Consider the following 20,359-nt stretch of genomic DNA (forward strand, 5'->3'; position numbering starts at 1 on the left):
TTTCCAAAATTATGACAAATTATACAATAATTAGCATAATACTATATTGGGTATAATATAGTATTACAAGGAATTTGCAAACTGTTACTGTAGAATATTAATAACGATGGAAATTATTCACTTAGTATTTTCCTTATAGTAGATACAGTTGTATTAATATCCTCATAGCTTATATCTCTATGTGTTATAACTCTGATCTTACCTCTTATGTTAGCCATTCTAATTCCATAATTAGTTATCAGTGTATCTATGAATTTCTGAATAGACATAGAATCAGTATGTAATGAGAAATACGCTATATTAGTCTTGTAAATGTCAGTATCGATTATAACTTGATCTATAGAACTCAGGCCTTCTGTAAGGTACTGCATTTTTTTATGATCTTCTTCTAAAGAGTTTACATTATTATGTAGACCATATAAACATGCAGCTGAAATAATTCCAGCTTGATGCATAGTTCCACCAATTTGAAATTTATAGTACCAGGCTTTCTCTATAAATTCTTCGCTTCCAACTAACACTGCTCCTATAGGGGCACCTAGTCCTTTGCTAAAATCAATAAATACAGAGTCAAAGTAACTTGCATACTTTTTCGGAGGAATTTTAGTATGAGCACAAGCATTAAATAATCTTGCACCGTCTAAATGAGTAAACACGTTATTTTTTTTACATAGACTTGAAATTTCTTGAATGTACTTTAGAGGCCATACAGCCCCACCACCAAAATTTGTTGTTTGTTCAATAGATACTAACCCAACTTTTGGGACATTTCTTAGGCTAGGACGAATAATAAAGTCCATAATTTGGCCTTCAGTAAATATTCCTCTCGTTCCTTTAATAGGTAAAGGAGTTGCATGTGCCTGAGCTGCAATTAATCCAGATTGAACTATTAATGGATGTGAAGTCTCATCAAGTATAAGATAATCACCTGGTCTTTGAATATGTACTTTATAAGCAATCACATTACACATCGTTCCCGAAATTAAAAATATTCCTGCTGGCTTACCTAGTATTTTACATGTGGCTTCTATTAATTCATTTACTGTCGGATCCTCACATGCAGCTTCATTTCCAACTTTTGCTTTAGCCATTACTTCCCTCATCTCAATTGAAGGATTAGTATTTGAATCACTAAAGAAATCTATTTTTATTTTCATACCAAATTGAATACAACCTCCTCTATAATTTCAGTAGCGTTTATGATATCTGCCTTTTCTATGCCTAAATGGATGACTGCTCTTATATGAGACTCGAGCCAAGGAAACAAAAGTAAACCATAAGCTTGACACTTGCTCAAAAAAACTTCATTAGTCACGTTGAGTTCTTTTATACTAAAGCTTACTATATTAGTTTCTGGATAAGGCAGTATTAGCTTGATATATGGAATTTCCTTAATTTTATCTGCAAGCAATTTAGCGAGCTCATTATCTTCTTTAAGCCTAAGCACATTACTCTGAAGTACGTATTTTGCTGCATTAGCATAGTATCCAATCTGATGATAACTACTACCCAACCAAACTTGTAACTTCTTAGCCTTTTCAATTATCTCTCTTTTACCCATAAGCATTGAACCAAAAGGAGCCCCAAGTCCCTTAGTAAAAGAAAAGCTCATTGTATCAACGTGCTTAGCATAATCAGCTAAAGAAACATTTGTTTCAATATGAGCATTCAATATTCTTGCACCATCTAAATGAAGATTTATATTATAAGCTTTTAAGAAGTTATATAATTCTACTTGTTTCTCAAAAGGGTAAATTTTACCATTAAAGCCGTTTATACTATTTTCTATAGAAACCAAACTCACCTGAGCAAAAATTTTATATCTCGGCTTAGAATTAATAGCATATTCTACTTCATTAACATCTAATATTCCACTACTATTCCTAATACAGTTAAACACTATGTTATTTACTTTTGCATTGCCTGCACTATCGAAAAAATTAACATGATAATTATAATGAGTGATCAGCTCATCACCAGGACTCGTTTGACTAGCAATAGCTAACCTATTTGCAAGCATACCACTAGTGACAAACAATGCTTCTTCTACATTGAATAACTGCTTACAATATTCTGATAAATCATTACAGCTTTTATCTTCATTGTAAGCAAAGTCTCCAACAGTTGCATTACTTATTGCATGTATAACATCTCTGCTTTGTAACGTTGTAGTATCACTTCTAAGATCAATAGTTTTCTTCATTGTTTTTTTTGATATATAGACATCCAATTTGTGCATCCCAAAGCTCTTTATAAAGACCTTGCCTGGAAACTAGTTCAAAATGCTTGCCATCCTGTACAATTTTTCCTTTGTCGAATACTAGGATTCGATCCATGTGTAAAAGTGTAGAAATACGATGTGCTATAGTAATGGTAGTTTTATTTTCCATTAATTTAAATAAGCTCATTTGAATTGTCTTCTCTGTTATAGAATCTAACTGACTAGTTGGCTCATCGAGAAATAATATCGGAGCGTTTTTTAGAAATGCCCTTGCTATAACTATTCTTTGCCTTTCTCCTCCGGACAACTTGATACCTTTTTCTCCAACTATAGTTTTATAGTGATCAGGCAAAGTCATAATAAGATCATGAATACCAGCTAGTTTAGCAGCTTTTATCATTTCTTCGTTAGTAGATAGAGGATTACCGTACATGATATTTGCTGAAATAGTATCGTGAAATAATAATGGGTCTTGGGGTATTACAGAGATTTGCTGCCTCAAAGAACTCTGTATAACTTCTGATACTGCTTGGTTATCAATCTGTATGTTACCTTTTTTGACATCAAATAACCTTAGGATTAAGTTTATAAAAGTAGATTTACCACCACCAGAATAACCAACTAATCCGACTTTTTCACAAGATTTAATGGTAATTGAAAAATTTTGAAATAATGGTTCCTTATCTTCATAAGAAAAATAAACATTATTAAATATTATTTTTCCGTTTACTACAGTTAATCTCTTAGCGTTTTGTTTATCCTGAATTTCTGGCATAATGGCTAAGATTGGTAATGCATCTAAAACCTTGCCGTAGTGAGCAGAAAATTGAGTAAGGTTTCTAGTTAAATGATTGAGAAACTCTACAATAGATATGTTAATTCCAAGTACAAGTGCAATATCCCCTATTGCAATCTTGTTCAATTGATAATCATGAATTAAACAATATAAACTTACTGCTTGTAGTAGATCAAATGAATAGCCATATACAAGCCAAAGCCAAAAGTATGCCCATTGTAATTTTCTTTCTGAAAAGGTCTTTTCTTTGCATATGTAAGAAAATTTACGTCTCTCATACGCTTGCTGAGAAAATAACCTTATTGATATAATGTTTAAAATACTATCAGCTATGCTGGCTATAACTTGTGAACTTCGCTTAGAATGATTATCAGCTAACCCAGTAAGTATTCCAAAGCTGAAAATTGAAATTAAAGTAAAAATACTTATCCAAGTAAATGTAGCTATTGCAAACTTTATATTTACTAGTGATAAAGTATAAATAGCTAAGATTAATGCTATACTATAACTGAAGAAACAGTCTATAAACAATCTTATTAACTCTATTACACTATCCATTAAGTTACTAGCCTTATATACTAAACTTCCAGATAGATTATTCTGGTAATAGGAATGGTCTTGCTGAAGTAGACTATAAAAAGACATATCGGCTATTTTTTGACGCAGTGAGGTGAACATTCGAATATCAACAAAGTAACCATAGAATCTAAAAGCGGTAGTGATAAGTAATGCCATAAAAATGTAAGCACTTACAGGTAATAAGAGATTTTCAATCACATTACCTTCTTGATATTTTACAGCTGTATCTAAGATATCTTTTACTAGGTACTTTCTAAAGGATAAATCGATAGCCACTACCAAAGCAATTATAAGCATTATAAGCACGTTGAGCTTAAACTTGGACAACATACTTAAAATAAACACTAATATATACTTGAAATTACTAGTTCTACTTTTGTTCATTTATAATGCTAGCTCTACCACATTGACTTTTTTATTGAGAAATACAAGTAGTGAAAACCATAAATTCTTGTATATTTTTCCTGAGATGTCTCCAGCATCATGTAGTGCTGACGCTTGATTTAGGATAAGTAACTTATATAAATCTTGCTTAGCTTCAGCAGTGTTAACTTCAAAAATATTTGTAGTTGCATCTGTAAGAAAAGCTAACCAGCTCTTAATCAGCTCTTCCATACTTTTTTTACTTTCCTGTTGGTCAGATAATGATAAGTATTCTCTTAGTATAGATTCTGTTAATTCACCACAATTTAATATACCAAAAACCGAAGGCTGAGGTTTAGGTACACATGGAAGATTTTTATCTTTTACAACCCATCTAGTTACATAAGCAAACCTATCTTGAGCATCTATGTTCTTATCACTACCATGCCATAATCGTGAATCAAAAACTATTGCGTCTCCTGCTGAGATAGGTAGTGACTTAATTTTGTAATCTTTTCGATCCTCAGAGTATTGATCAAAAAAGTATGGATGCCAAAAATCAACTAAAGGCTGTATTTTCCAATTGTGACTATCTTCTATAACTTGCAGTACACCTGAAGCTTCGTTAACATTATTCAAAGCTAGCCAAACAGAAAAATGATAAGGATCATTAAAGCTATAAGAGATATCCTGATGGAATGGAACTGCATCTATTAAATCAGCAGTTTTACATATAATATTTGATTTCTTCTGCAGGATCTGGCATTGAAGTAACTTTTTAAGATAATTTTTAATAATTTCATCTAATATTTGAGATATAATTCTAGTTACTTGAGATGATATTCCCCATCTTCCAGTGCAGTTTAAATAGTCAGAAGTTGAAACACCTAATTCTTGAGATAATTTTGATATGGTATTTGTTATATCATTTAAAGACTGAGTGATTAATTCTAAAGGGACAAGGTTTTTGATAATAAAGAAACCATTTTTTTGCAGTATTTCCATATGATTAACACCTGAAATCAATAACTGATAAATAATCTGTTAAAGGAACAACATCAAAAATCTTGAATCCCTTTATTTGCTTTAGTATTTTTTCCCAACCACTTAATGTTCTTAGTTTACCTCCTGTTTCAACCATTATATTAATATCCACAGAGCCTCCTACTGGAGAATGGTAACCTAAGATAGTTTCTATTAATAAAATGCGTGATATTCCTTTATCTTTAACTAACCTTAAATAAGATAGTACTTTATTATCATCGTAATGCTGTAAAAAGCGACAAAAGACACCTAACTCACAGTTTATAGCTAATAATTCTTCTTGGCTGATAAGCTTGACTTTTAAATTTTCTACTATCTGTCTAGGTACTTTATGTTCGTTATAATAATATAAGCCTATAGAATCCTTATTGTGTATATTGGAATAAGCAAGAAATAAAGAGTGTACACCAAACAGCAATATATTTTTAGCGTTATCTATATTAACTTTAACATTAAACTCTTTAGTATCAAGTACAGAATATCCAAGCAATGCCTGATAAAACTTGATTTTCCTGCTTTCTGATGTTTCTTTTTCTTTAAAAGATTCAAATGAAGATATTGACTTCTGCCTTAATATATCAGAGATTTGCAACCAATTCTTTTCAGCAGCAACTCTTGCCCACATGATCGCTGCGTTAGATAAGAATGGTATTTCCTTGAAGAACTTACCTTTTGATGATAGTTGCCATAAGTCATTATCCTTATCGTAATCGATAAACGCTATTGTCCACAATGCCCTAAGCAGCCTTTCTAGATTTGATGCAACAATATTCAATTTCTGAGATAAAACTTGTATAGTTGCAGGTAAAATATTTAACAGATCAAGTTCAATTGCAACATTTATTAGGTAAGTTTTCCAAAATCCAGACAGTTCTGCAGAAATTTTGTGTACTTGAGATTCTTGACTTAAAGTAAAAATACTACATTTTATATTGCCTGTAATATCGATTTGTCCTAGTGTACCTTCAAAAGTCTCAACTTTTGCCATGCCGTTATAGAATGCATCGACCATTTTAAATCTTTGCTGGTAAACAGGATTACCATTGATATCTATATGAAAGCAGCCATTCTGATCCTCTGCAATAGCACACCCTTTATGAAAAACATTAAGCTTTTTATACCATTTATTATGTACTAACTTTCCATGATGATTAATATGTGTAGCTTTACCATCTTTATAAACTACAGCAATGCCATCCTTAAAATCTCCGACATAATCATATTCTTCTTGATAAATTCTTTTACCATCTAAATCGATATGAAAAAATTTATCATGTTTTCTGACTACACAAATATCTTCCTGATAGTTTCCAACCCATTGATATAGCTGCTTGTATACTTTACATCCCGATGGATCGATATGGTAATATCCTGTTTCATCTTCTACAGCTGCCCTATTGTAGTAAAAACCAAAAGTTTTTAAAAACCTGTTGCAATAAATTGTTTCTCCTGTGATATCAATGTGATAAGCGCCAGTATTGTCATAAACTGGTGCAAGTCCTGGCTCGTGAAATTTATCAACTTTTGTAAACCTATTTTCGTACAGAGGACTCTCTGACAATTGGTGAAACCTTCCACAGGGCGAAACCTTAATAGATCTAAGATATTTATTATCTTTGACTAATTGATTAATGGTTTTCTCATGTTGCATGTTTTGCATAATTCATAGTTTAAATAATTTTTTTGTAATCTTAGATACTCACTACTTTGCCATATTCCTTCAAGTTTAACTTCATTAACATTACCAAAATTTCCTAATGTTTTGCGTAGTTCATCTGGAGCACAGCAAGGACTAAATTTTCCTTCATTGTTTATCCATGCTTCTTTACCTAAAAATGGACATTGACCACCTGGAGCTAAATCCTTAATACCTTCTTGAGAGAGAATCGTAAAATTCTCTAGTTTTATCTTTTTACCATTTGGTAACAACATATTATCCCTAAGTTCATACAACCTCCTTACCTCTGCATTCCATCTATCAATTGCCAATCCATCTCTTCTCATAGATAGATCCTTAATCTCCTTAAAATGTGCCCAAAGGTGATGCCCTTTTACTCTGTCTATGCCATTTTTTATAGCCATCTTAACTATATCATGAAGTTCATGCAAATTACTCTCTAAAAATGTTAATTGTAGAGTAACAGTACATCTCTTACCTGTATCATTAAAGTATTTATCCCGAACATTAAGGAAGATTTTTAGATTTTCTGTTACTATTTCCCACTTTGAACCCTTCATAATCTTTTCATGAGTTTCCTTAGTTGCTCCGTTCCAGGAAATCTTAACATCAGATAAGATTGGTATCAGCAGTTCAGCCCATTTTTTAGCCCCTTTAATAGGAAAAGAACCATTAGTTGTAAGGTTAAGCTTTAGACCAAATTCATGACATAAATTTATTATTTCATCAAAATTCTTGTACATCAAAGGTTCACCCATAGTAGAAGGAATTATTTCCTTCAAAGGTGTTCCAGCTGCTTCTGTAATTACTTTTCTGATAGTTTCTATTGACATTATCTTAGGTTTTATCCCTTTGGCTTTCTTCTCCTCTTTAACATTACTATATGGTGAAAAACATTCACACATTACACAAGCAAAGTTACAATAATCTGGATTAGTATCAAAAGTAATTCTCCAAGGACCAGGTTTTACAGGTACTGATTTACCTTCACTTGCAACAACATTACGGTAAATTTTGTTAACTTGCTCAGTATGCTCACTTATAGAAGGTATATCACCACTTTTAGTATAAAGATAACCTCTTTGGGTAAGTTTACTATATAACTTCTGATTTGTAGATAGAACTTTCATTTTCTCTAACAAGCTATTTATATCTCTATGTTTAAATAATAATCCATTTATTTCATCCCTTACATATTCTGCCATACCACCATAGTTAGCTGTTATAACTGGCACTCTAAGTTGCTGTGCTTCATGTATTACTAATGGTGAATTTTCACCCCAAATTGATGGAACAACTATAGCATCAAGTTTATTAAATACATCGGTAACTATATTTTCATTGTTATAACTTCCCATCCATTCTATTCTTTCTTTGACTGTCTGTGGAAACTGGTTAGCAATTGCTTTTAAAGCTTTAGTTTCTTCTCTTACTGCTCCCCAAATTCTAAGTTTTGCTTTAGATGGTAAGCGAGAAAAAGCCTTCAATAACAGATCCACACCTTTCTCAGGGGTATGAGTACCAATATAACCAAAAATAAACTCCTCTTTTTGTTCTCTATTTCTATTCTTAAGACGGTTTAGATCAAAACCATAATCAAGATAAGAAACTTTATTTATCGGAATATTAAAATCTTGAATAAATTTATCCATCAAGAATTTCGATGGAGCAATAAAGTAATCTATATAGTCTATTACTTTTCTTGTTTGCTTCATTCTAGTTGCAACCCATTGTGTCCAATAATTCAGATCTGAGTCAATAAACTCTTTATCTCCGGTAAAGTACCCCTTATAACATTGAATTGCACATTTTTGATCTTCTTGTCCATCACAAAGCTGTAATAAATCTTCAGAATTACGTTGAATAAATCTTCCTCGTGGACACATTAACCAGAAGTCATGTAGTGTAAAAACTGTAGGTATATTTTCTTTAAAAGCAACTTCTGGTAGAGTTAAAGACAGGTGATTAAGGTGACCGAAATGAATAAGGTCTGGCTGAAAATCACCTATTATACTTTTGAATACTGTATCCATTTCTTCACTAATGAATCTACAACGGTATTTAATATTAATTAGATGTAATAAGATACCATTATGGTTATAGTCCAACACCGTACTATAGTGAAAATCAGGTAAGAAAACATTTTCTTGCCTAGTAAATACTTGTACCTCATTGTTATTGGCTAGTTCATGTGCAAGAGTTTGGCTGTACACCTCTGAACCAGCACTATAATAAGGAGGGTAACCATGAATAACTTTTAATATTTTCATATATTACCATATCTATATTTTTAGGATATTCTTGTGTATTATTTTTCAGACTTTTTATAAATTTACCTAACCCTGTTTCTAATGAATGCTTTGGAGACCAACCAAGTAGCTCTTTAGCTCTAGTAAAATCACCACAAAACTTAGCTACATCAAAATTTCTTGGAGGATAAAAATCAATTCTAGAATGACTCCCTGTAACTTTTAATATAGTTTTTGCTAAATTTTCTAAATTGCATGGGTTATTAGTAGTAAGATGAATAGGGGGAAGAGAAGATTTTTCATTTTGTAAATATTGAATAGCTAAGTATATACCCTCTACCACGTCATCTAAATAGGTAAAATCAAAAACACATTCTTCACCTTCTATTCTAATCGGATCACCTCTCAATGCATTGATACAGAGTGCAGGAATTACTCTACTATTATGATCCAGCAAACCACCATATACATTTGAGAAACGTAATATTGCTACATTGTTAAAATTTTTCAAATTTGTTACCTGCTCTTCAACAAATGCTTTACCCTTAGCATAATTATTTATTGGGTTAATATCAGCAGACTCTGTAACTGGTAGCTCATTTTGCTCTCCATATACTTCTCTACTGCTAGCATAGATAAGCCATGGCTTATGTGGAAGTGACTTATATAATTCTAAGAACTTCATTGTACCATCAACATTAACTTTTTGACACAACTCAGGGTAAAGTTCACCATGTACGACCCTAGAAATTGCAGCTAGATGAATAACCCCTGTACACTTAGTAAGTAGTGGTATTATATCTTCCGAAAAAAAACTTGATGGATTGTCACGTAACCTGATGTCACAGTTAATTACTTCATAACCCTGCTTTTCTAACTTTCCCACTAAAGCTGACCCTATCAAACCAGCTGAACCTGTTATCAATATCCTCATATATCTTTCTTACTAGAAAAACCTCCAACACCTACTACTTTCCAAGTAAGACTTGAAAAATATCGTCTATTATAAAACTAGTATAAAACAAGTGTCAACTTAAATTAAGTTATAGGTTAAACTTTAAAGAGGAATATTGACTGCTTTTTAATCAAACTTTCTGAAAATAGTGCTCAGCTTTAATTAATTCTTCTCTATTATTAATCCCCATTGCTTCTCTTTCATCAGTCATTACATAACCTACATCTAAATTATAACTTGCCGCAATTGGTACTATATCATTAAGACAGCACTCATTGGTCAAATCATTAAATTTTATTGCTTTCACTAAAGTATAAAGATCCTTAGCATATGAAACCATTATCCCAGAGTTTGCAAGAAGCATTTTATCTCCATTTTTTAGGACTTCTTGAACATTGTTATCACTATTAATGATTAATCTTCCATATTGTTTGTTTTGACTATTGAATCCAAGAAGAACTAAATTTTTATTGTTATTTCTTAAGTGATTAATCATTTTCATTATTGTATTACTAGATATAAAAGGAGTGTCTCCATACTGTATCAAAACTATATCTTGATCAGGTAACTGCTCTAGATTTTCCATGGCAATTTTAACTGCAGTACCAGTACCAGTTATATCTTCTTGTATTATTAACTTTATGTTATGTTTGTTAATTATATCTTTTAAAGTACTAAATCTTTCTAGCTCATTTAGAACAGGCTTGTTAATGACAATTGATAGACCTTTTAAACTCAGTGGTTTTGCATTATGAATTATGTGCTCTAAAAGGGTAAAATTTCCTACTTTGTGTAATGTTTTTGAGTACTGTGAACCCATTCTACTGCTTTTTCCTGCTGCTAATATTATCAATGTATTATTCATCATGGCTTAATAAATGATCAAGGAATAAGTTAAGTAATAATTGAAAAGCTGTAAAGTCTATATCTATACTGCGTGTGATCAGATTATGACTTTCTAACAACACAAGGAATGATATAAATTTAGTTGAGAGCTACATCAGGTCTGTAATAAGCATAGCATACTCTAGACTTCTTTCAAAATTGGAAAAGAGCAAAAATTAATATAAAATCATACATTTAAAAGTATGAGATATGAAGAAACTAAGGAACTAGATAACGAAAAATTTCGGCGTTTGACAGGAGTAAAGAAGGCAACTTTCAAGAGGATGGTAGAAATATTAGATGAAGAAGATAGACGAAAAAAAGCAAAGAGTGGGCGTAAAAGCAAGCTCTGTATAGAAGATAGGCTACTTATGGCATTGGAATATAAGAGAGAATATCGGACATATTTCCACATTGGTAGAAGTTATGGTATGAGCGAAAGTACGACCTATAAAATAATAAAGTGGATTGAAGATACATTGGTAAAACATCCGGACTGCAAGCTGCCAGGGCAAAAAGAACTTCTAAAAAGCGATATGGAATATGAGGTTTTAGTGATTGATGCAACAGAAACTCCAGTGGAAAGACCCAAAAAAGCAAAAACGATTTTATTCAGGAAAGAAGAAAAAGCACAGTATAAAAACACAAATGATCGCAGAAAAGAAGAGCAAAAAGATCATTTGTACGTCTTTTTCAAATGGCAAAAGTGTGCAGTCTCAAAGTATGATGGTATACTATCATCATCATTTAAGGAGTCATTATGGGACAAATATTACATGGGTGCGCCAAAACAACAGAGGCAGTTCGCAGAGCAATACAAAATAGTCAAGAGAGCATAGCAAAGCTTGCTGAGCGCTATAGTTTGAACCCAAAGACCATTATAAGATGGAAAAAACGCTCATTTACTAAAGATGTTGCAATGGGTCCAAAGCAGCCAAGATCAACAGTTTTAACCAAAGAGGAGAAGGCCATAATTGTTGCTTTTCGTAAACATACGCTTCTTCCTTTGGACGACTGTCTTTATTCTTTGCAGGCAACAATTCCTAATTTAACTCGTTCTAGTTTGCATCGTTGTTTGCAAAGGCGCGATATTAGCAGGTTGCCGGATGTTGAAGGAGAGGTAAAAGCCAAAAAGAAGTTTAAGCAATATCCTATCGGTTATTTTCATATTGATATCGCCGAAGTTAGAACAGAGGAAGGCAAATTACAGCTATTTGTTGCTATAGACAGAATGTTCAAGTTTGCTTATGTTGACTTTCATAAAAGTGCTACAAAGACCATAGCTGCTGAGTTTTTGTGCAATCTAATTAAAATTTTACCTTATAAAATTCACACTGTTCTTACCGACAATGGCACACAATTCACCAATCAGGTGCGTCACAAGCATGCTTTTAAACATATATTTGATCGGGTTTACGAAGAAAATGGTATTGAACATCGCTTGACAAAAATCAGTCATCCATGGACAAATGGACAAGTTGAGCGTATGAATAGGACCATTAAAGATGCCACTGTTAAGAAATACTACTACAAATCACATAAGCAACTTAAAGAGCACCTATATAACTTTGTTATGGCTTACAATTATTCAAAGCGACTTAAAACTCTTAAAGGTTTAACTCCTTATGAATTTATATGCAACCAGTGGACAAAATCTCCTGAGTTATTTATACTTAGTCCACACTATCATACTTTGGGACTGTACATTATTCAAGAACAACAATCAGGTGGATCAGAGATTTTAGAAAATATAGTAGTCAATATTTGTCGAGTACGATGTAGAGTGGCGAAAAATGCAACCTACGTTTAATTAAAATAAAGAACAAAATTGGAGATGAAATGTGCTTTTTAACTAGCCTATTTGAGATGCCAGCTTATGAAGTAACAGAAATATACAGGTATAGATGGGACATAGAAGTATTATTTAAATTTATAAAGCAAAACCTTGGATATAGGCACTTTCTAAACCATACCATGAATGGCATGAAGGTGCATATTTACATGATTATTATTACGGCTTTATTATTTCTTGTTTATAAAATCAGAAACAACCTGCACGAATTTAAAATAGCATCATTACAATTTGCACTAGATCTTAGTGAGTCTTTTGTGTGTTCAATCATCCTGCTTTCAATAGGATGCTGTCAGCCACCTCAATATAACTATGTTTCTAACTTTCAACACTTATGGATTATATTGCCGCCGTACTCTAGATTTAGGTTAAAAAGATCTGTGACCTTGTTGTACATACTGCTGCTTTTCTTCCATCATCTCAGCAACTTCTGAATTAACCCCTTATTAGATAATCTGTTGGATATTGTGTTTTTGGCATAGAGACACCATATATCACTAAAACCCATTATGCTAAACTTGGCTATATATAGTACTTTCCAAAGCAAATGATAACTGTATAATGACCATTTAGGCATGTAGGAAAAGTGATGGTATACAGTGTTGATTTAAGAGAGAAAGCAGTATCTTTGGTTAAAAAAGGAAAGCCAAAGGAAGAGGTTGCAGAACTTTTGGAGATAGGAATAGCAACGTTATACAGATGGCTAAAAAAGAAGGCTGCAGGTGAGAGCTTAAAACCAGCAAAAATGAGTGGTTTTATAAGAAAAATAGATCCAAAAATGCTGAAAGAGTATGTTAAAAAACACCCAGATCAGACGCTAATGGAGATGAAACAAAACCTAGGATTTGGGATAAATTCGATCTGGTATAGGCTGAAGCAGTTAAAATCACAAGAAAAAAAAGACCACGCTTTACCGAGAGCGGAACCACGAAGATAGGCAAAAATTTGTCGAAAAAGTTGCCAAAATAGACCATGAAAGCATTGTGTATATAGATGAAGCAGGAGTCGATAATAGGCTATACCCAGAATATGGAAGAGCTCCACGAGGGGGAGAAAATTTATGCAGACATTACGGGCAAAAAACGCGAGAGAATCAGTATGACAGGTGGGTGGATTAAGAAAAATTTTATTGCGCCCATGACCTTCACTGGAGGGTGCGATAAGGATGTATTCAATGCGTAGCTGGAGCAAATATTGCTACCAAAGTTGCCTGTTGGTACAACTATAATTATGGATAATGCTGCTTTTCATAAAACCGCTAAAACAAGGGAATTAATAGAATCTATAGGTTGCTATTTGCTCTATCTTCCTACGTACTCACCAGATCTGAATCCAATTGAGCATTGCTGGCATACGATTAAAAGCTGGCTCAGGACTCGCATGCATCAGCAGGATAATCTACACCTTTTGGTTGGTAAGGCGATTATGGAAGTTTATCACTTGTATTAGAAAGTACTATAGTAATTTTTTTGGCCAATAATGGCTCCATTTTCTTCAAAAGTCGGCAAATATTTGAGTTGTGCAAATTAAACAAAAACCCTAAAAATGGATGCGTTATGTACGTTCTGTAATAAATTAGAACACATAAAATCCTGTCTTCTAGCTCCTCAACATGCGATTTTCTTCCGTGACATTTCTTTTTCGCCTCCATTTTTTCCCACTCTGGACGCACTTTTGCCACAATTTTTTCAAATTCAGATGTTGTGAGCCCTGTCAATTGTCTAAAAATATATGGTGTTCTTGCTATTTTTACGTAACTTATTGCTATCTTCCCTCTCCTAAAACTTTCATTTTACATGCTTTTTAGTCGTTTTTACCTACTTTCTACCTTTTCGCAGGGGGTCTATGTGTGCGCCAGAACGACAGAGGCAGTACGTTGAGCAATACAAAGCGGCTTAAGGGTCTTACCACATATGAATTTATATGCAACCAGTACACACAATTTCCTGAGTTATTTATACTTAATCCATGACATTACACTCTGGGACTGTGCATCCTGAACATTCCCGTCTGTTAGCTTAGTCTGATATCGCCAGCAGTAATTAATCCGTTATTTTCCGTTAATCTTCCGTTGCTTTCTTGTAAAAAAAGCTTACCAAGTATGGCTTTATATTTATTAATTCCAGAGTAGATTATTCCGCTGTATCTTCCTGCAGAAAGGTATGCAAAGCCCAGAACCGTTGAACCAATGGAGCGCAGATTACTGTTGCCTGGCAATAATTTACTTAATAAATTACCGCTTACATCTATAACACCACCTTCGCGACTTTTCACTCGCATTTTAATATTGCGAGATCGAAAATCTTCAAGAAAAGCACCCTTCTTCTCTTCTGCCCAAAAAGTTTCCCTCAATGCTGGAGCATCAATGACAGCTGCCACAACTTTATTTTTATGAATGAGACAGACTGACACTGCAAAATAAACTATACAGCTAGAAAAATTCTCTCTGCCTTCTATAGGCATGACAAACCAAGTATAATCGTTATCCTTTATTTCTTGATCAGCATCATCTTCGAATATAAATCCATAATCTTTTTTGTAATCGCGCAGCCCACTATATATAGTTTCTTGAGATTTTAAATAAGTTTTATTAATAAAATCCGCTGACTTAATATTAGAAATTTGCAGCTCATTAAAATCGCGCATAAGCTTTTTGGAAGCACTGCGTACAGAATCGAGCATCACATTAATTCGCGGTGATGAAATGGACATTATTTCCTTTACTCTTTCACTCTTTCATAATAACTATCGTCTGGAGTATACACTACAATTTTATCTTCTTCTTTGATAAATTGAGGAACGCTAACGCGCATTCCGTTTTCCAGAATTGCAGGCTTATAAGAAGCAGTGGCAGTTTGCCCTTTTATAACAGATTCTGTTTCTTTTACAGCAAACGTTACGTAATCTGGCACATGCGCAGAAATCATTTTATCCTGATAAGATACTACTTTAATTTTCATGTTACCCTGTAAATAAATCTTTTTTTCTCCCAACAATTCCAAATTTATAGTAATTTGTTCGTAATTACTTGAGTGCATAAGATTCACAATATTTCCTTCGGTAAAGAGGTAAACATACTCTTCTTCATCCAAAATTGCCCTTCTTATTGTTTCATCAGAACGAAATCTCTCATAATGTTTTGCTCCGGTTTTAATATTTTTCATTTCGGCTTGTATGTACGCTCCACCTTTACCTGGTCGAGTATGCATAATACTCACAATCAAAAACAGTCCTCCATTATGTTCTAGTACCTGACCTGGCCTGATATCATTCGCTCTTTCTGCCATAATTACACTTTCAATTTGATCCTATGATTATAAATAAATTTATATAAACATCAAAGCCTTTATTAGGTAATAAACTCAGGCATATTGAGCGTTATATATCTTTCTTTTATATTTATGTATGGAAATATTTCTTTAGTAAAAGATAGCATAATATTCTTTTTTGTGCTGATAACTAAAATTTCTAATATATCTCCTGAGCCGAAGTTATATATAGACTTTACACAACCATATAACTCACCATTTTCTAGTCTGACCTCCATATCTATAAGGTCGTTTTGATAGAATTCATTCTCATCATTTAGTTTCGGTAGCTTGGTCCTTGTTATACACAGCTTCTTATTTCTTAAACGCTCTGCTTCATTACGAGAATTTACACCACTGATTGTTGCTAATATTAAATTATCACCTACAACTGACATTGAATTTATTATATAACTCTCATCACCATCTGTTAACTCGCCGTATGAGAAAATATTTTCAGGCTTTTCAGTAAAGGTTTTGACTTTAACAGCCCCTTTAATTCCGTGAGGGGAAGTAATAATCCCTAAACATACTAAATCATCATTCATATTTAAGATAATAACAAGAGTTGTTTTTTTGTCTATAAAGTGACAGAATTTCTCGAAAGTCTCACCTATACATCATAGCCAAGCGAAGCTAAAATTTTATTTTCTACATTCTTCATTATAACCTCCTCGTCTTGTTCTTCGTGATCATAGCCCAGTAAATGCAGTAATCCATGGACCAACATATGTGCAATGTGAGTGAGGATAGGTATACAGTATTCATGCGATTCTCTCTCTATTGTGTCTATTGAAATTGCTATGTCTCCTAAATCGCAGTCGCTGGATAATTGTTCACACGGAAATGATAGTACGTTGGTTAGCTTATCCACTCCTCTGAATTTTAAATTAAGCTGATTTAACAAATTATCATCAGCCAGAGCTATTGATATGCGTGGTTTATAGTGGTCTATTTTTAATTCCCTTAAAGAGGCATTTATAACATTTAATACAAACTCCTCTGAATCTCCAATTATATTACACCACTTTTCATCAATAATGTTTACTTCCAGCACAATTAGTATTTTATATATATTATGCAACAAATTAAATCTGAGTGTCAAGCACGCAACTATAGTACTTCAGGGCCACCTCCATAAGTGTTGAAAAAGTCAAGGAACGTCATATTAATTGTGTTTTCTTAAGCCAGGAAGCAAAAGCATGGACAAGAACTTTTGCCAATTGTTAGCCTCAGTGCCATGCTACTTGCATGACAGAATCCCGAAAGAGTAGTTATTCGTACACTAATGTTTACCATATCTTAATAAGTATAACGTAATCAACACAGCATAGTAATTAATTTCAGAGGGTAAATATGCCAATACCACAAGGTCAGAGTTCTAAAGAAACGGAAGAGAAAGTTGTTGAAACAAGAGGTCCAGGCGTGCAAACGCTAAAGAATAACCTTGAACAAGCAATTGCAGGTGAATCGGCTGGCGGTCAAACAGCATCAAGTGAAGGAAAACCGAAACTATTCCCTAGAACAAAAGTTTCAGATAGAGCGGATGCTGAATTAGAAGGAGTAGGACAAGAAGAAGACCTAGATGATTCAAATCCATTTAAAGGTGAAATTGATTCTCCACAATCTCCTATTCAAGCAGCCAGTGATGCTAGCAAAGTTTCATATAGTCTACCTTTAGAAGTTGAAAATAGCTCAGATAGGAAAAAATTAGTGAATCCTAGAGAGCATATTTATTCAACTGTAAGGTCAGGCAATAGTGTTGATAAACATGAAGGAGTAGGTGGTCAAGGTGATAAAGGAAATTCTTTTATCTTTTCTAATGATGGAAGCTTTAATGGAGAACCAGGTGATGGTTCACAATCAGTATTTACAGATGATAGCCAAGAGCCATTACTTCAAGGTCGTAATGACAGTTATGTAGATGGCAACGATAGAAAAAAAACAAGCAGAACCGGGCTAAGAGTAAAGCGTGCCGTACAGCGGGCGAGTTTTGTGATTCCTATGGTCAGTGCTACTGTCATCGCGATGTATACGATTGCATATGCTACTTCAGTGTACTTACAAGACAAGGGAAGTCTGATTGCGTTCATTATAAACAATCCTAAATTTATTACTGTTCCAGGAATTATAGCACTTTCATTATTCGCAATTGGTATATTTTGTGCTATTAAACAATTTAATAATACTATAGAGCATCAAATTGATGAAAAAGATCCTGATAAAATTTTTAAAAAAGCACTAGAGCCTGAAACCAAAGAACAAATCTTAAGACATTTGGCTGTGGTACACAGCAATGGCACTATCTTGCATTATAGATTTAATACTTGGGAAGCTAACAAAAATGGTATTGCTAACGTTGATGAAGAAGTAATTAGGAAAGTTGGGAAAATAGAATCAGTAATAAATGATAGACCACTATTTACTGCATTATCCACAGGTTTTATTGTTGCAAATCTAGCACTTCCTTTCTGGCTTTATGCAGCAGGTGGTATAAGTAATATTACAACATTTTACCAAAGCATTCTGGCTACTAATACAGGATTATTATCACTTGTGGCTACAGGTATGTTTGCATCGTCAATTTTATGTCTTGGTGTGCATTACTATAATAAAACAAATTGTACAAATGTTGTTTATCTTAAAGATAGCGATACTAGCAACGAAAAAGTTAATAAAAATCTACTTGATGACACAGTTGAACAAAGAATATCAACTATTAAAAAGTGTCATGACCAAAGTGGTAAGGTCGAAAGTTTGCATGTCAAGCATCTTGTAGCTGACCTTTATGATGGCAAAACTCTTCTCGTAGAATGTTGTCGGTAAATTATAGACATGTGGTAGATTTTTTGTGAAACTGCTTTGCTTTTGAAAATATTATAGCAACTTTTTATTGCGCTCAGTTGTTTTGGATTTATAATAAAAAGTGTTGTGGTTTTAAAAATTAATGGTTATTGCAATTCACGAATTAGAAAAGATCATCAAACAATCGTTTCCTGGTGCTGATATAGAGATTAATGATCTTGCTGGAGATAATGATCACTACCATTTAAAAATAACTTCTGATCTTTTTCTTGGAAAGACAAAAATAGACCAACATAGAATGGTACATAAAGCTTTGGAAGGTCAGTCTATACATGCTTTGCAATTAGAAACTAATACTCAAAATTAAGGTAGACTTATGAGCGATTTCGAACAAATAAAAAAAGATATAAGAGAAAATGATGTAGTACTATACATGAAAGGCACTTCCGATTTTCCACAATGTGGTTTCTCTGGACTTGTAGTATCAATTCTCAAAAAATTAAATGTGAAATTTAAGGCTATTAATGTACTGGAGAGTGATGAAATACGTGAATCCATAAAAAAATTTTCTGATTGGCCAACAATTCCACAATTGTATGTAAAAGAAGAATTTATCGGTGGCTCTGACATAACTAGAGAAATGTACGAAAAAGGTGAGCTGCAAAGCCTATTAAAAGAAAAAAAGATTATTGAATAAAAAAAATGATGAAAATGTTCAATAAATCATACACATCAAATTAAGGAAAAGTGTGAGTAAAGTCGTTAAGTTTTTTAATGAAAAAGTAGATGAAGTATTAACCATAGTAGGCTTTATAAAAGGAAAGAGAAAACTTAAGTACAACGGCTTCTTAGAGTACGATGAAATCACAAAAGACTAATGAGAATTTTTGGCTGTACGGAAGGCACACGTGTATATCAGCATTAAAAAATAAAAATAGGCGATGTATAGAACTATTAGTAACAGAAAATTCTTACAAAGAGCATGAAAAAGAAATTATAGAATGTGCAAAAGGTAAAAATATTAAAGTTCAAATAGTAGAAAACAAAATATTTGATAGCATTTTACCCAAAGGTGTTAACCATCAAGGAATTGCATTAAAAGTTGCTCCTATTTCTAACCACTTAGGTATTGAAGAAATCGCTGAAAGTAGCGCTGATAGTTCTACTATTGTAATTCTAGATCAAGTCACAGATACACATAATATAGGATCGATTTTAAGAACTTCAGCCTGTTTTAATGTTAATGCATTGGTTTTGCCATGTCATCATTCACCAAGCGAAAATGCATCTATTGCAAAAGCGGCTAGTGGTGCACTAGACATTGTGCCATTAATACATGTTACAAATATAGTAAGTACAATAAAAACTTTAAAAGATTTTGGTTACTGGTGTTATGGGTTTGATTGTAACGCTGGCGAGGATATAAATGAAATAAAGAGCTTTGGTCAAAAAAGAGTTATAATATTGGGATCTGAAGAAAAAGGAATGCGAAGGCTGGTTAAAGAAAACTGTGATTATCTCTTAAAAATACCAATTTCAAATACAATTGGTAGTTTAAATGTTTCAAATGCAGCAGCAATAGGTTTACATTCTATTTATGTTAAAACAAATGCCAGCGCATAGC

Annotated in this window: 21 protein-coding genes and 3 pseudogenes; 11 read left to right on the forward strand and 13 right to left on the reverse strand. The window is 33.0% G+C overall.

Going from position 1 to position 20,359, the window contains the following annotated elements:
• Positions 1-113 precede the first annotated feature (113 nt).
• From AAGD89_RS00225 to AAGD89_RS00260, 8 genes are all read right to left on the reverse strand, one after another.
• A complete protein-coding gene (locus AAGD89_RS00225) occupies positions 114-1,157 on the reverse strand; it encodes a threonine aldolase family protein (RefSeq protein ID WP_341808371.1) in 1,044 nt (347 codons plus the stop codon).
• Entirely contained in the window at positions 1,154-2,203 is a 1,050-nt protein-coding gene (locus AAGD89_RS00230; protein ID WP_341808372.1) for a threonine aldolase family protein, read from the reverse strand. Before AAGD89_RS00230 ends, AAGD89_RS00225 begins: the two co-directional genes overlap by 4 nt.
• Positions 2,187-3,980 carry an ABC transporter ATP-binding protein gene (locus AAGD89_RS00235; protein ID WP_341808373.1) on the reverse strand — a complete coding sequence of 598 codons (1,794 nt, stop codon included), beginning with the start codon at positions 3,978-3,980 and terminating at the stop codon, positions 2,187-2,189. Before AAGD89_RS00235 ends, AAGD89_RS00230 begins: the two co-directional genes overlap by 17 nt.
• The gene (locus tag AAGD89_RS00240) at positions 3,981-4,964 is read right to left on the reverse strand and encodes a phytanoyl-CoA dioxygenase family protein (RefSeq protein ID WP_341808374.1); all 984 of its coding nucleotides are present in this window, start codon (positions 4,962-4,964) and stop codon (positions 3,981-3,983) included. It lies immediately after the preceding gene.
• A 4-nt stretch (positions 4,965-4,968) separates the two neighbouring features.
• Positions 4,969-6,663: a WG repeat-containing protein gene (locus AAGD89_RS00245; RefSeq protein WP_341808375.1), complete on the reverse strand. Its 1,695-nt coding sequence runs from the start codon at positions 6,661-6,663 to the stop codon at positions 4,969-4,971.
• A complete protein-coding gene (locus AAGD89_RS00250) occupies positions 6,624-8,951 on the reverse strand; it encodes a glycosyltransferase (RefSeq protein ID WP_341808376.1) in 2,328 nt (775 codons plus the stop codon). The genes AAGD89_RS00245 and AAGD89_RS00250 overlap by 40 nt, the downstream gene beginning before the upstream one ends.
• Entirely contained in the window at positions 8,908-9,864 is a 957-nt protein-coding gene (locus tag AAGD89_RS00255) for an NAD(P)-dependent oxidoreductase (protein ID WP_341808377.1), read from the reverse strand. Before AAGD89_RS00255 ends, AAGD89_RS00250 begins: the two co-directional genes overlap by 44 nt.
• A gap of 151 nt (positions 9,865-10,015) precedes the next feature.
• Positions 10,016-10,750 carry an NTP transferase domain-containing protein gene (locus tag AAGD89_RS00260; protein WP_341808378.1) on the reverse strand — a complete coding sequence of 245 codons (735 nt, stop codon included), beginning with the start codon at positions 10,748-10,750 and terminating at the stop codon, positions 10,016-10,018.
• 223 nt (positions 10,751-10,973) lie between these two features.
• Between AAGD89_RS00260 and AAGD89_RS00265 the strand changes: the two are divergent.
• The 6 genes and pseudogenes from AAGD89_RS00265 to AAGD89_RS07225 all read left to right on the forward strand — a co-directional run.
• Positions 10,974-11,475: pseudogene (locus AAGD89_RS00265) on the forward strand (transposase family protein); the annotation flags it as partial.
• A gap of 55 nt (positions 11,476-11,530) precedes the next feature.
• A pseudogene (locus tag AAGD89_RS00270) lies at positions 11,531-12,475 on the forward strand (IS481 family transposase); the annotation flags it as partial.
• A gap of 161 nt (positions 12,476-12,636) precedes the next feature.
• Positions 12,637-13,056: a transposase gene (locus AAGD89_RS07220; protein ID WP_410541857.1), complete on the forward strand. Its 420-nt coding sequence runs from the start codon at positions 12,637-12,639 to the stop codon at positions 13,054-13,056.
• Positions 13,057-13,211: 155 nt separating this feature from the next.
• A complete protein-coding gene (locus AAGD89_RS00275) occupies positions 13,212-13,559 on the forward strand; it encodes an IS630 transposase-related protein (RefSeq protein WP_341807926.1) in 348 nt (115 codons plus the stop codon).
• A gap of 56 nt (positions 13,560-13,615) precedes the next feature.
• Positions 13,616-13,804, forward strand: a complete 189-nt coding sequence (locus AAGD89_RS00280; RefSeq protein WP_341807927.1) for a hypothetical protein — start codon at positions 13,616-13,618, stop codon at positions 13,802-13,804.
• 48 nt (positions 13,805-13,852) lie between these two features.
• Positions 13,853-14,071 carry a transposase gene (locus tag AAGD89_RS07225; protein WP_410541844.1) on the forward strand — a complete coding sequence of 73 codons (219 nt, stop codon included), beginning with the start codon at positions 13,853-13,855 and terminating at the stop codon, positions 14,069-14,071.
• Here the strand turns inward: AAGD89_RS07225 and AAGD89_RS00285 are convergent.
• The 5 genes and pseudogenes from AAGD89_RS00285 to ybeY form a co-directional block, all read right to left on the reverse strand.
• A pseudogene (locus AAGD89_RS00285) lies at positions 14,064-14,390 on the reverse strand (helix-turn-helix domain-containing protein); the annotation flags it as partial. The gene AAGD89_RS07225 and the pseudogene AAGD89_RS00285 overlap by 8 nt on opposite strands.
• 245 nt (positions 14,391-14,635) lie before the next feature.
• Complete coding sequence (locus tag AAGD89_RS00290) at positions 14,636-15,334, reverse strand: inositol monophosphatase family protein (protein ID WP_341808379.1); 699 nt, start codon at positions 15,332-15,334, stop codon at positions 14,636-14,638.
• 8 nt (positions 15,335-15,342) lie between these two features.
• Positions 15,343-15,909 (reverse strand): elongation factor P, encoded by a 567-nt coding sequence (gene efp, locus AAGD89_RS00295; protein ID WP_341808380.1) that lies wholly within the window; start codon positions 15,907-15,909, stop codon positions 15,343-15,345.
• Positions 15,910-15,971: 62 nt separating this feature from the next.
• The gene (gene rimM, locus AAGD89_RS00300; RefSeq protein ID WP_341808381.1) at positions 15,972-16,478 is read right to left on the reverse strand and encodes a ribosome maturation factor RimM; all 507 of its coding nucleotides are present in this window, start codon (positions 16,476-16,478) and stop codon (positions 15,972-15,974) included.
• A 65-nt stretch (positions 16,479-16,543) separates the two neighbouring features.
• Positions 16,544-16,987, reverse strand: a complete 444-nt coding sequence (gene ybeY, locus AAGD89_RS00305) for an rRNA maturation RNase YbeY (RefSeq protein WP_341808949.1) — start codon at positions 16,985-16,987, stop codon at positions 16,544-16,546.
• Positions 16,988-17,286: 299 nt separating this feature from the next.
• Between ybeY and AAGD89_RS00310 the strand changes: the two genes are divergently transcribed.
• The 5 genes from AAGD89_RS00310 to rlmB all read left to right on the forward strand — a co-directional run bounded on the left by AAGD89_RS00310 (position 17,287) and on the right by rlmB (position 20,358).
• Positions 17,287-18,756, forward strand: coding sequence for a hypothetical protein (locus AAGD89_RS00310; RefSeq protein ID WP_341808382.1), 1,470 nt, complete (start codon positions 17,287-17,289; stop codon positions 18,754-18,756).
• Positions 18,757-18,877: 121 nt separating this feature from the next.
• Positions 18,878-19,102, forward strand: a complete 225-nt coding sequence (locus AAGD89_RS00315; RefSeq protein ID WP_341808383.1) for a BolA/IbaG family iron-sulfur metabolism protein — start codon at positions 18,878-18,880, stop codon at positions 19,100-19,102.
• A gap of 9 nt (positions 19,103-19,111) precedes the next feature.
• The gene (gene grxD, locus AAGD89_RS00320) at positions 19,112-19,432 is read left to right on the forward strand and encodes a Grx4 family monothiol glutaredoxin (protein WP_341808384.1); all 321 of its coding nucleotides are present in this window, start codon (positions 19,112-19,114) and stop codon (positions 19,430-19,432) included.
• Positions 19,433-19,484: 52 nt separating this feature from the next.
• A complete protein-coding gene (locus AAGD89_RS00325) occupies positions 19,485-19,613 on the forward strand; it encodes a hypothetical protein (RefSeq protein WP_341808385.1) in 129 nt (42 codons plus the stop codon).
• Entirely contained in the window at positions 19,594-20,358 is a 765-nt protein-coding gene (gene rlmB, locus AAGD89_RS00330; protein WP_341808386.1) for a 23S rRNA (guanosine(2251)-2'-O)-methyltransferase RlmB, read from the forward strand. Before AAGD89_RS00325 ends, rlmB begins: the two co-directional genes overlap by 20 nt.
• Position 20,359 lies beyond the last annotated feature (1 nt).

The sequence above is a fragment of the Wolbachia endosymbiont (group E) of Neria commutata genome (genome assembly GCF_964026735.1).
Lineage (GTDB): Bacteria > Pseudomonadota > Alphaproteobacteria > Rickettsiales > Anaplasmataceae > Wolbachia.

What these genes read in the sequence shown, in the direction of transcription:
- AAGD89_RS07225 (WP_410541844.1), top strand. Translation starts at nt 13,853, where the DNA reads ATGGATAATGCTGCTTTTCATAAAACCGCTAAAACAAGGGAATTAATA.
- AAGD89_RS00245 (WP_341808375.1), bottom strand. Translation starts at nt 6,663, where the DNA reads ATGCAAAACATGCAACATGAGAAAACCATTAATCAATTAGTCAAAGAT.
- AAGD89_RS00250 (WP_341808376.1), bottom strand. Translation starts at nt 8,951, where the DNA reads ATGAAAATATTAAAAGTTATTCATGGTTACCCTCCTTATTATAGTGCT.
- AAGD89_RS00280 (WP_341807927.1), top strand. Translation starts at nt 13,616, where the DNA reads ATGAAGCAGGAGTCGATAATAGGCTATACCCAGAATATGGAAGAGCTC.
- rimM (WP_341808381.1), bottom strand. Translation starts at nt 16,478, where the DNA reads ATGAATGATGATTTAGTATGTTTAGGGATTATTACTTCCCCTCACGGA.
- efp (WP_341808380.1), bottom strand. Translation starts at nt 15,909, where the DNA reads ATGGCAGAAAGAGCGAATGATATCAGGCCAGGTCAGGTACTAGAACAT.
- AAGD89_RS00235 (WP_341808373.1), bottom strand. Translation starts at nt 3,980, where the DNA reads ATGAACAAAAGTAGAACTAGTAATTTCAAGTATATATTAGTGTTTATT.
- AAGD89_RS00255 (WP_341808377.1), bottom strand. Translation starts at nt 9,864, where the DNA reads ATGAGGATATTGATAACAGGTTCAGCTGGTTTGATAGGGTCAGCTTTA.
- AAGD89_RS00230 (WP_341808372.1), bottom strand. Translation starts at nt 2,203, where the DNA reads ATGAAGAAAACTATTGATCTTAGAAGTGATACTACAACGTTACAAAGC.
- AAGD89_RS00240 (WP_341808374.1), bottom strand. Translation starts at nt 4,964, where the DNA reads ATGGAAATACTGCAAAAAAATGGTTTCTTTATTATCAAAAACCTTGTC.
- AAGD89_RS00225 (WP_341808371.1), bottom strand. Translation starts at nt 1,157, where the DNA reads ATGAAAATAAAAATAGATTTCTTTAGTGATTCAAATACTAATCCTTCA.
- rlmB (WP_341808386.1), top strand. Translation starts at nt 19,594, where the DNA reads ATGAAATCACAAAAGACTAATGAGAATTTTTGGCTGTACGGAAGGCAC.
- AAGD89_RS07220 (WP_410541857.1), top strand. Translation starts at nt 12,637, where the DNA reads ATGCCAGCTTATGAAGTAACAGAAATATACAGGTATAGATGGGACATA.
- AAGD89_RS00315 (WP_341808383.1), top strand. Translation starts at nt 18,878, where the DNA reads ATGGTTATTGCAATTCACGAATTAGAAAAGATCATCAAACAATCGTTT.
- AAGD89_RS00310 (WP_341808382.1), top strand. Translation starts at nt 17,287, where the DNA reads ATGCCAATACCACAAGGTCAGAGTTCTAAAGAAACGGAAGAGAAAGTT.
- grxD (WP_341808384.1), top strand. Translation starts at nt 19,112, where the DNA reads ATGAGCGATTTCGAACAAATAAAAAAAGATATAAGAGAAAATGATGTA.
- AAGD89_RS00275 (WP_341807926.1), top strand. Translation starts at nt 13,212, where the DNA reads ATGGTATACAGTGTTGATTTAAGAGAGAAAGCAGTATCTTTGGTTAAA.
- AAGD89_RS00290 (WP_341808379.1), bottom strand. Translation starts at nt 15,334, where the DNA reads ATGTCCATTTCATCACCGCGAATTAATGTGATGCTCGATTCTGTACGC.
- AAGD89_RS00260 (WP_341808378.1), bottom strand. Translation starts at nt 10,750, where the DNA reads ATGAATAATACATTGATAATATTAGCAGCAGGAAAAAGCAGTAGAATG.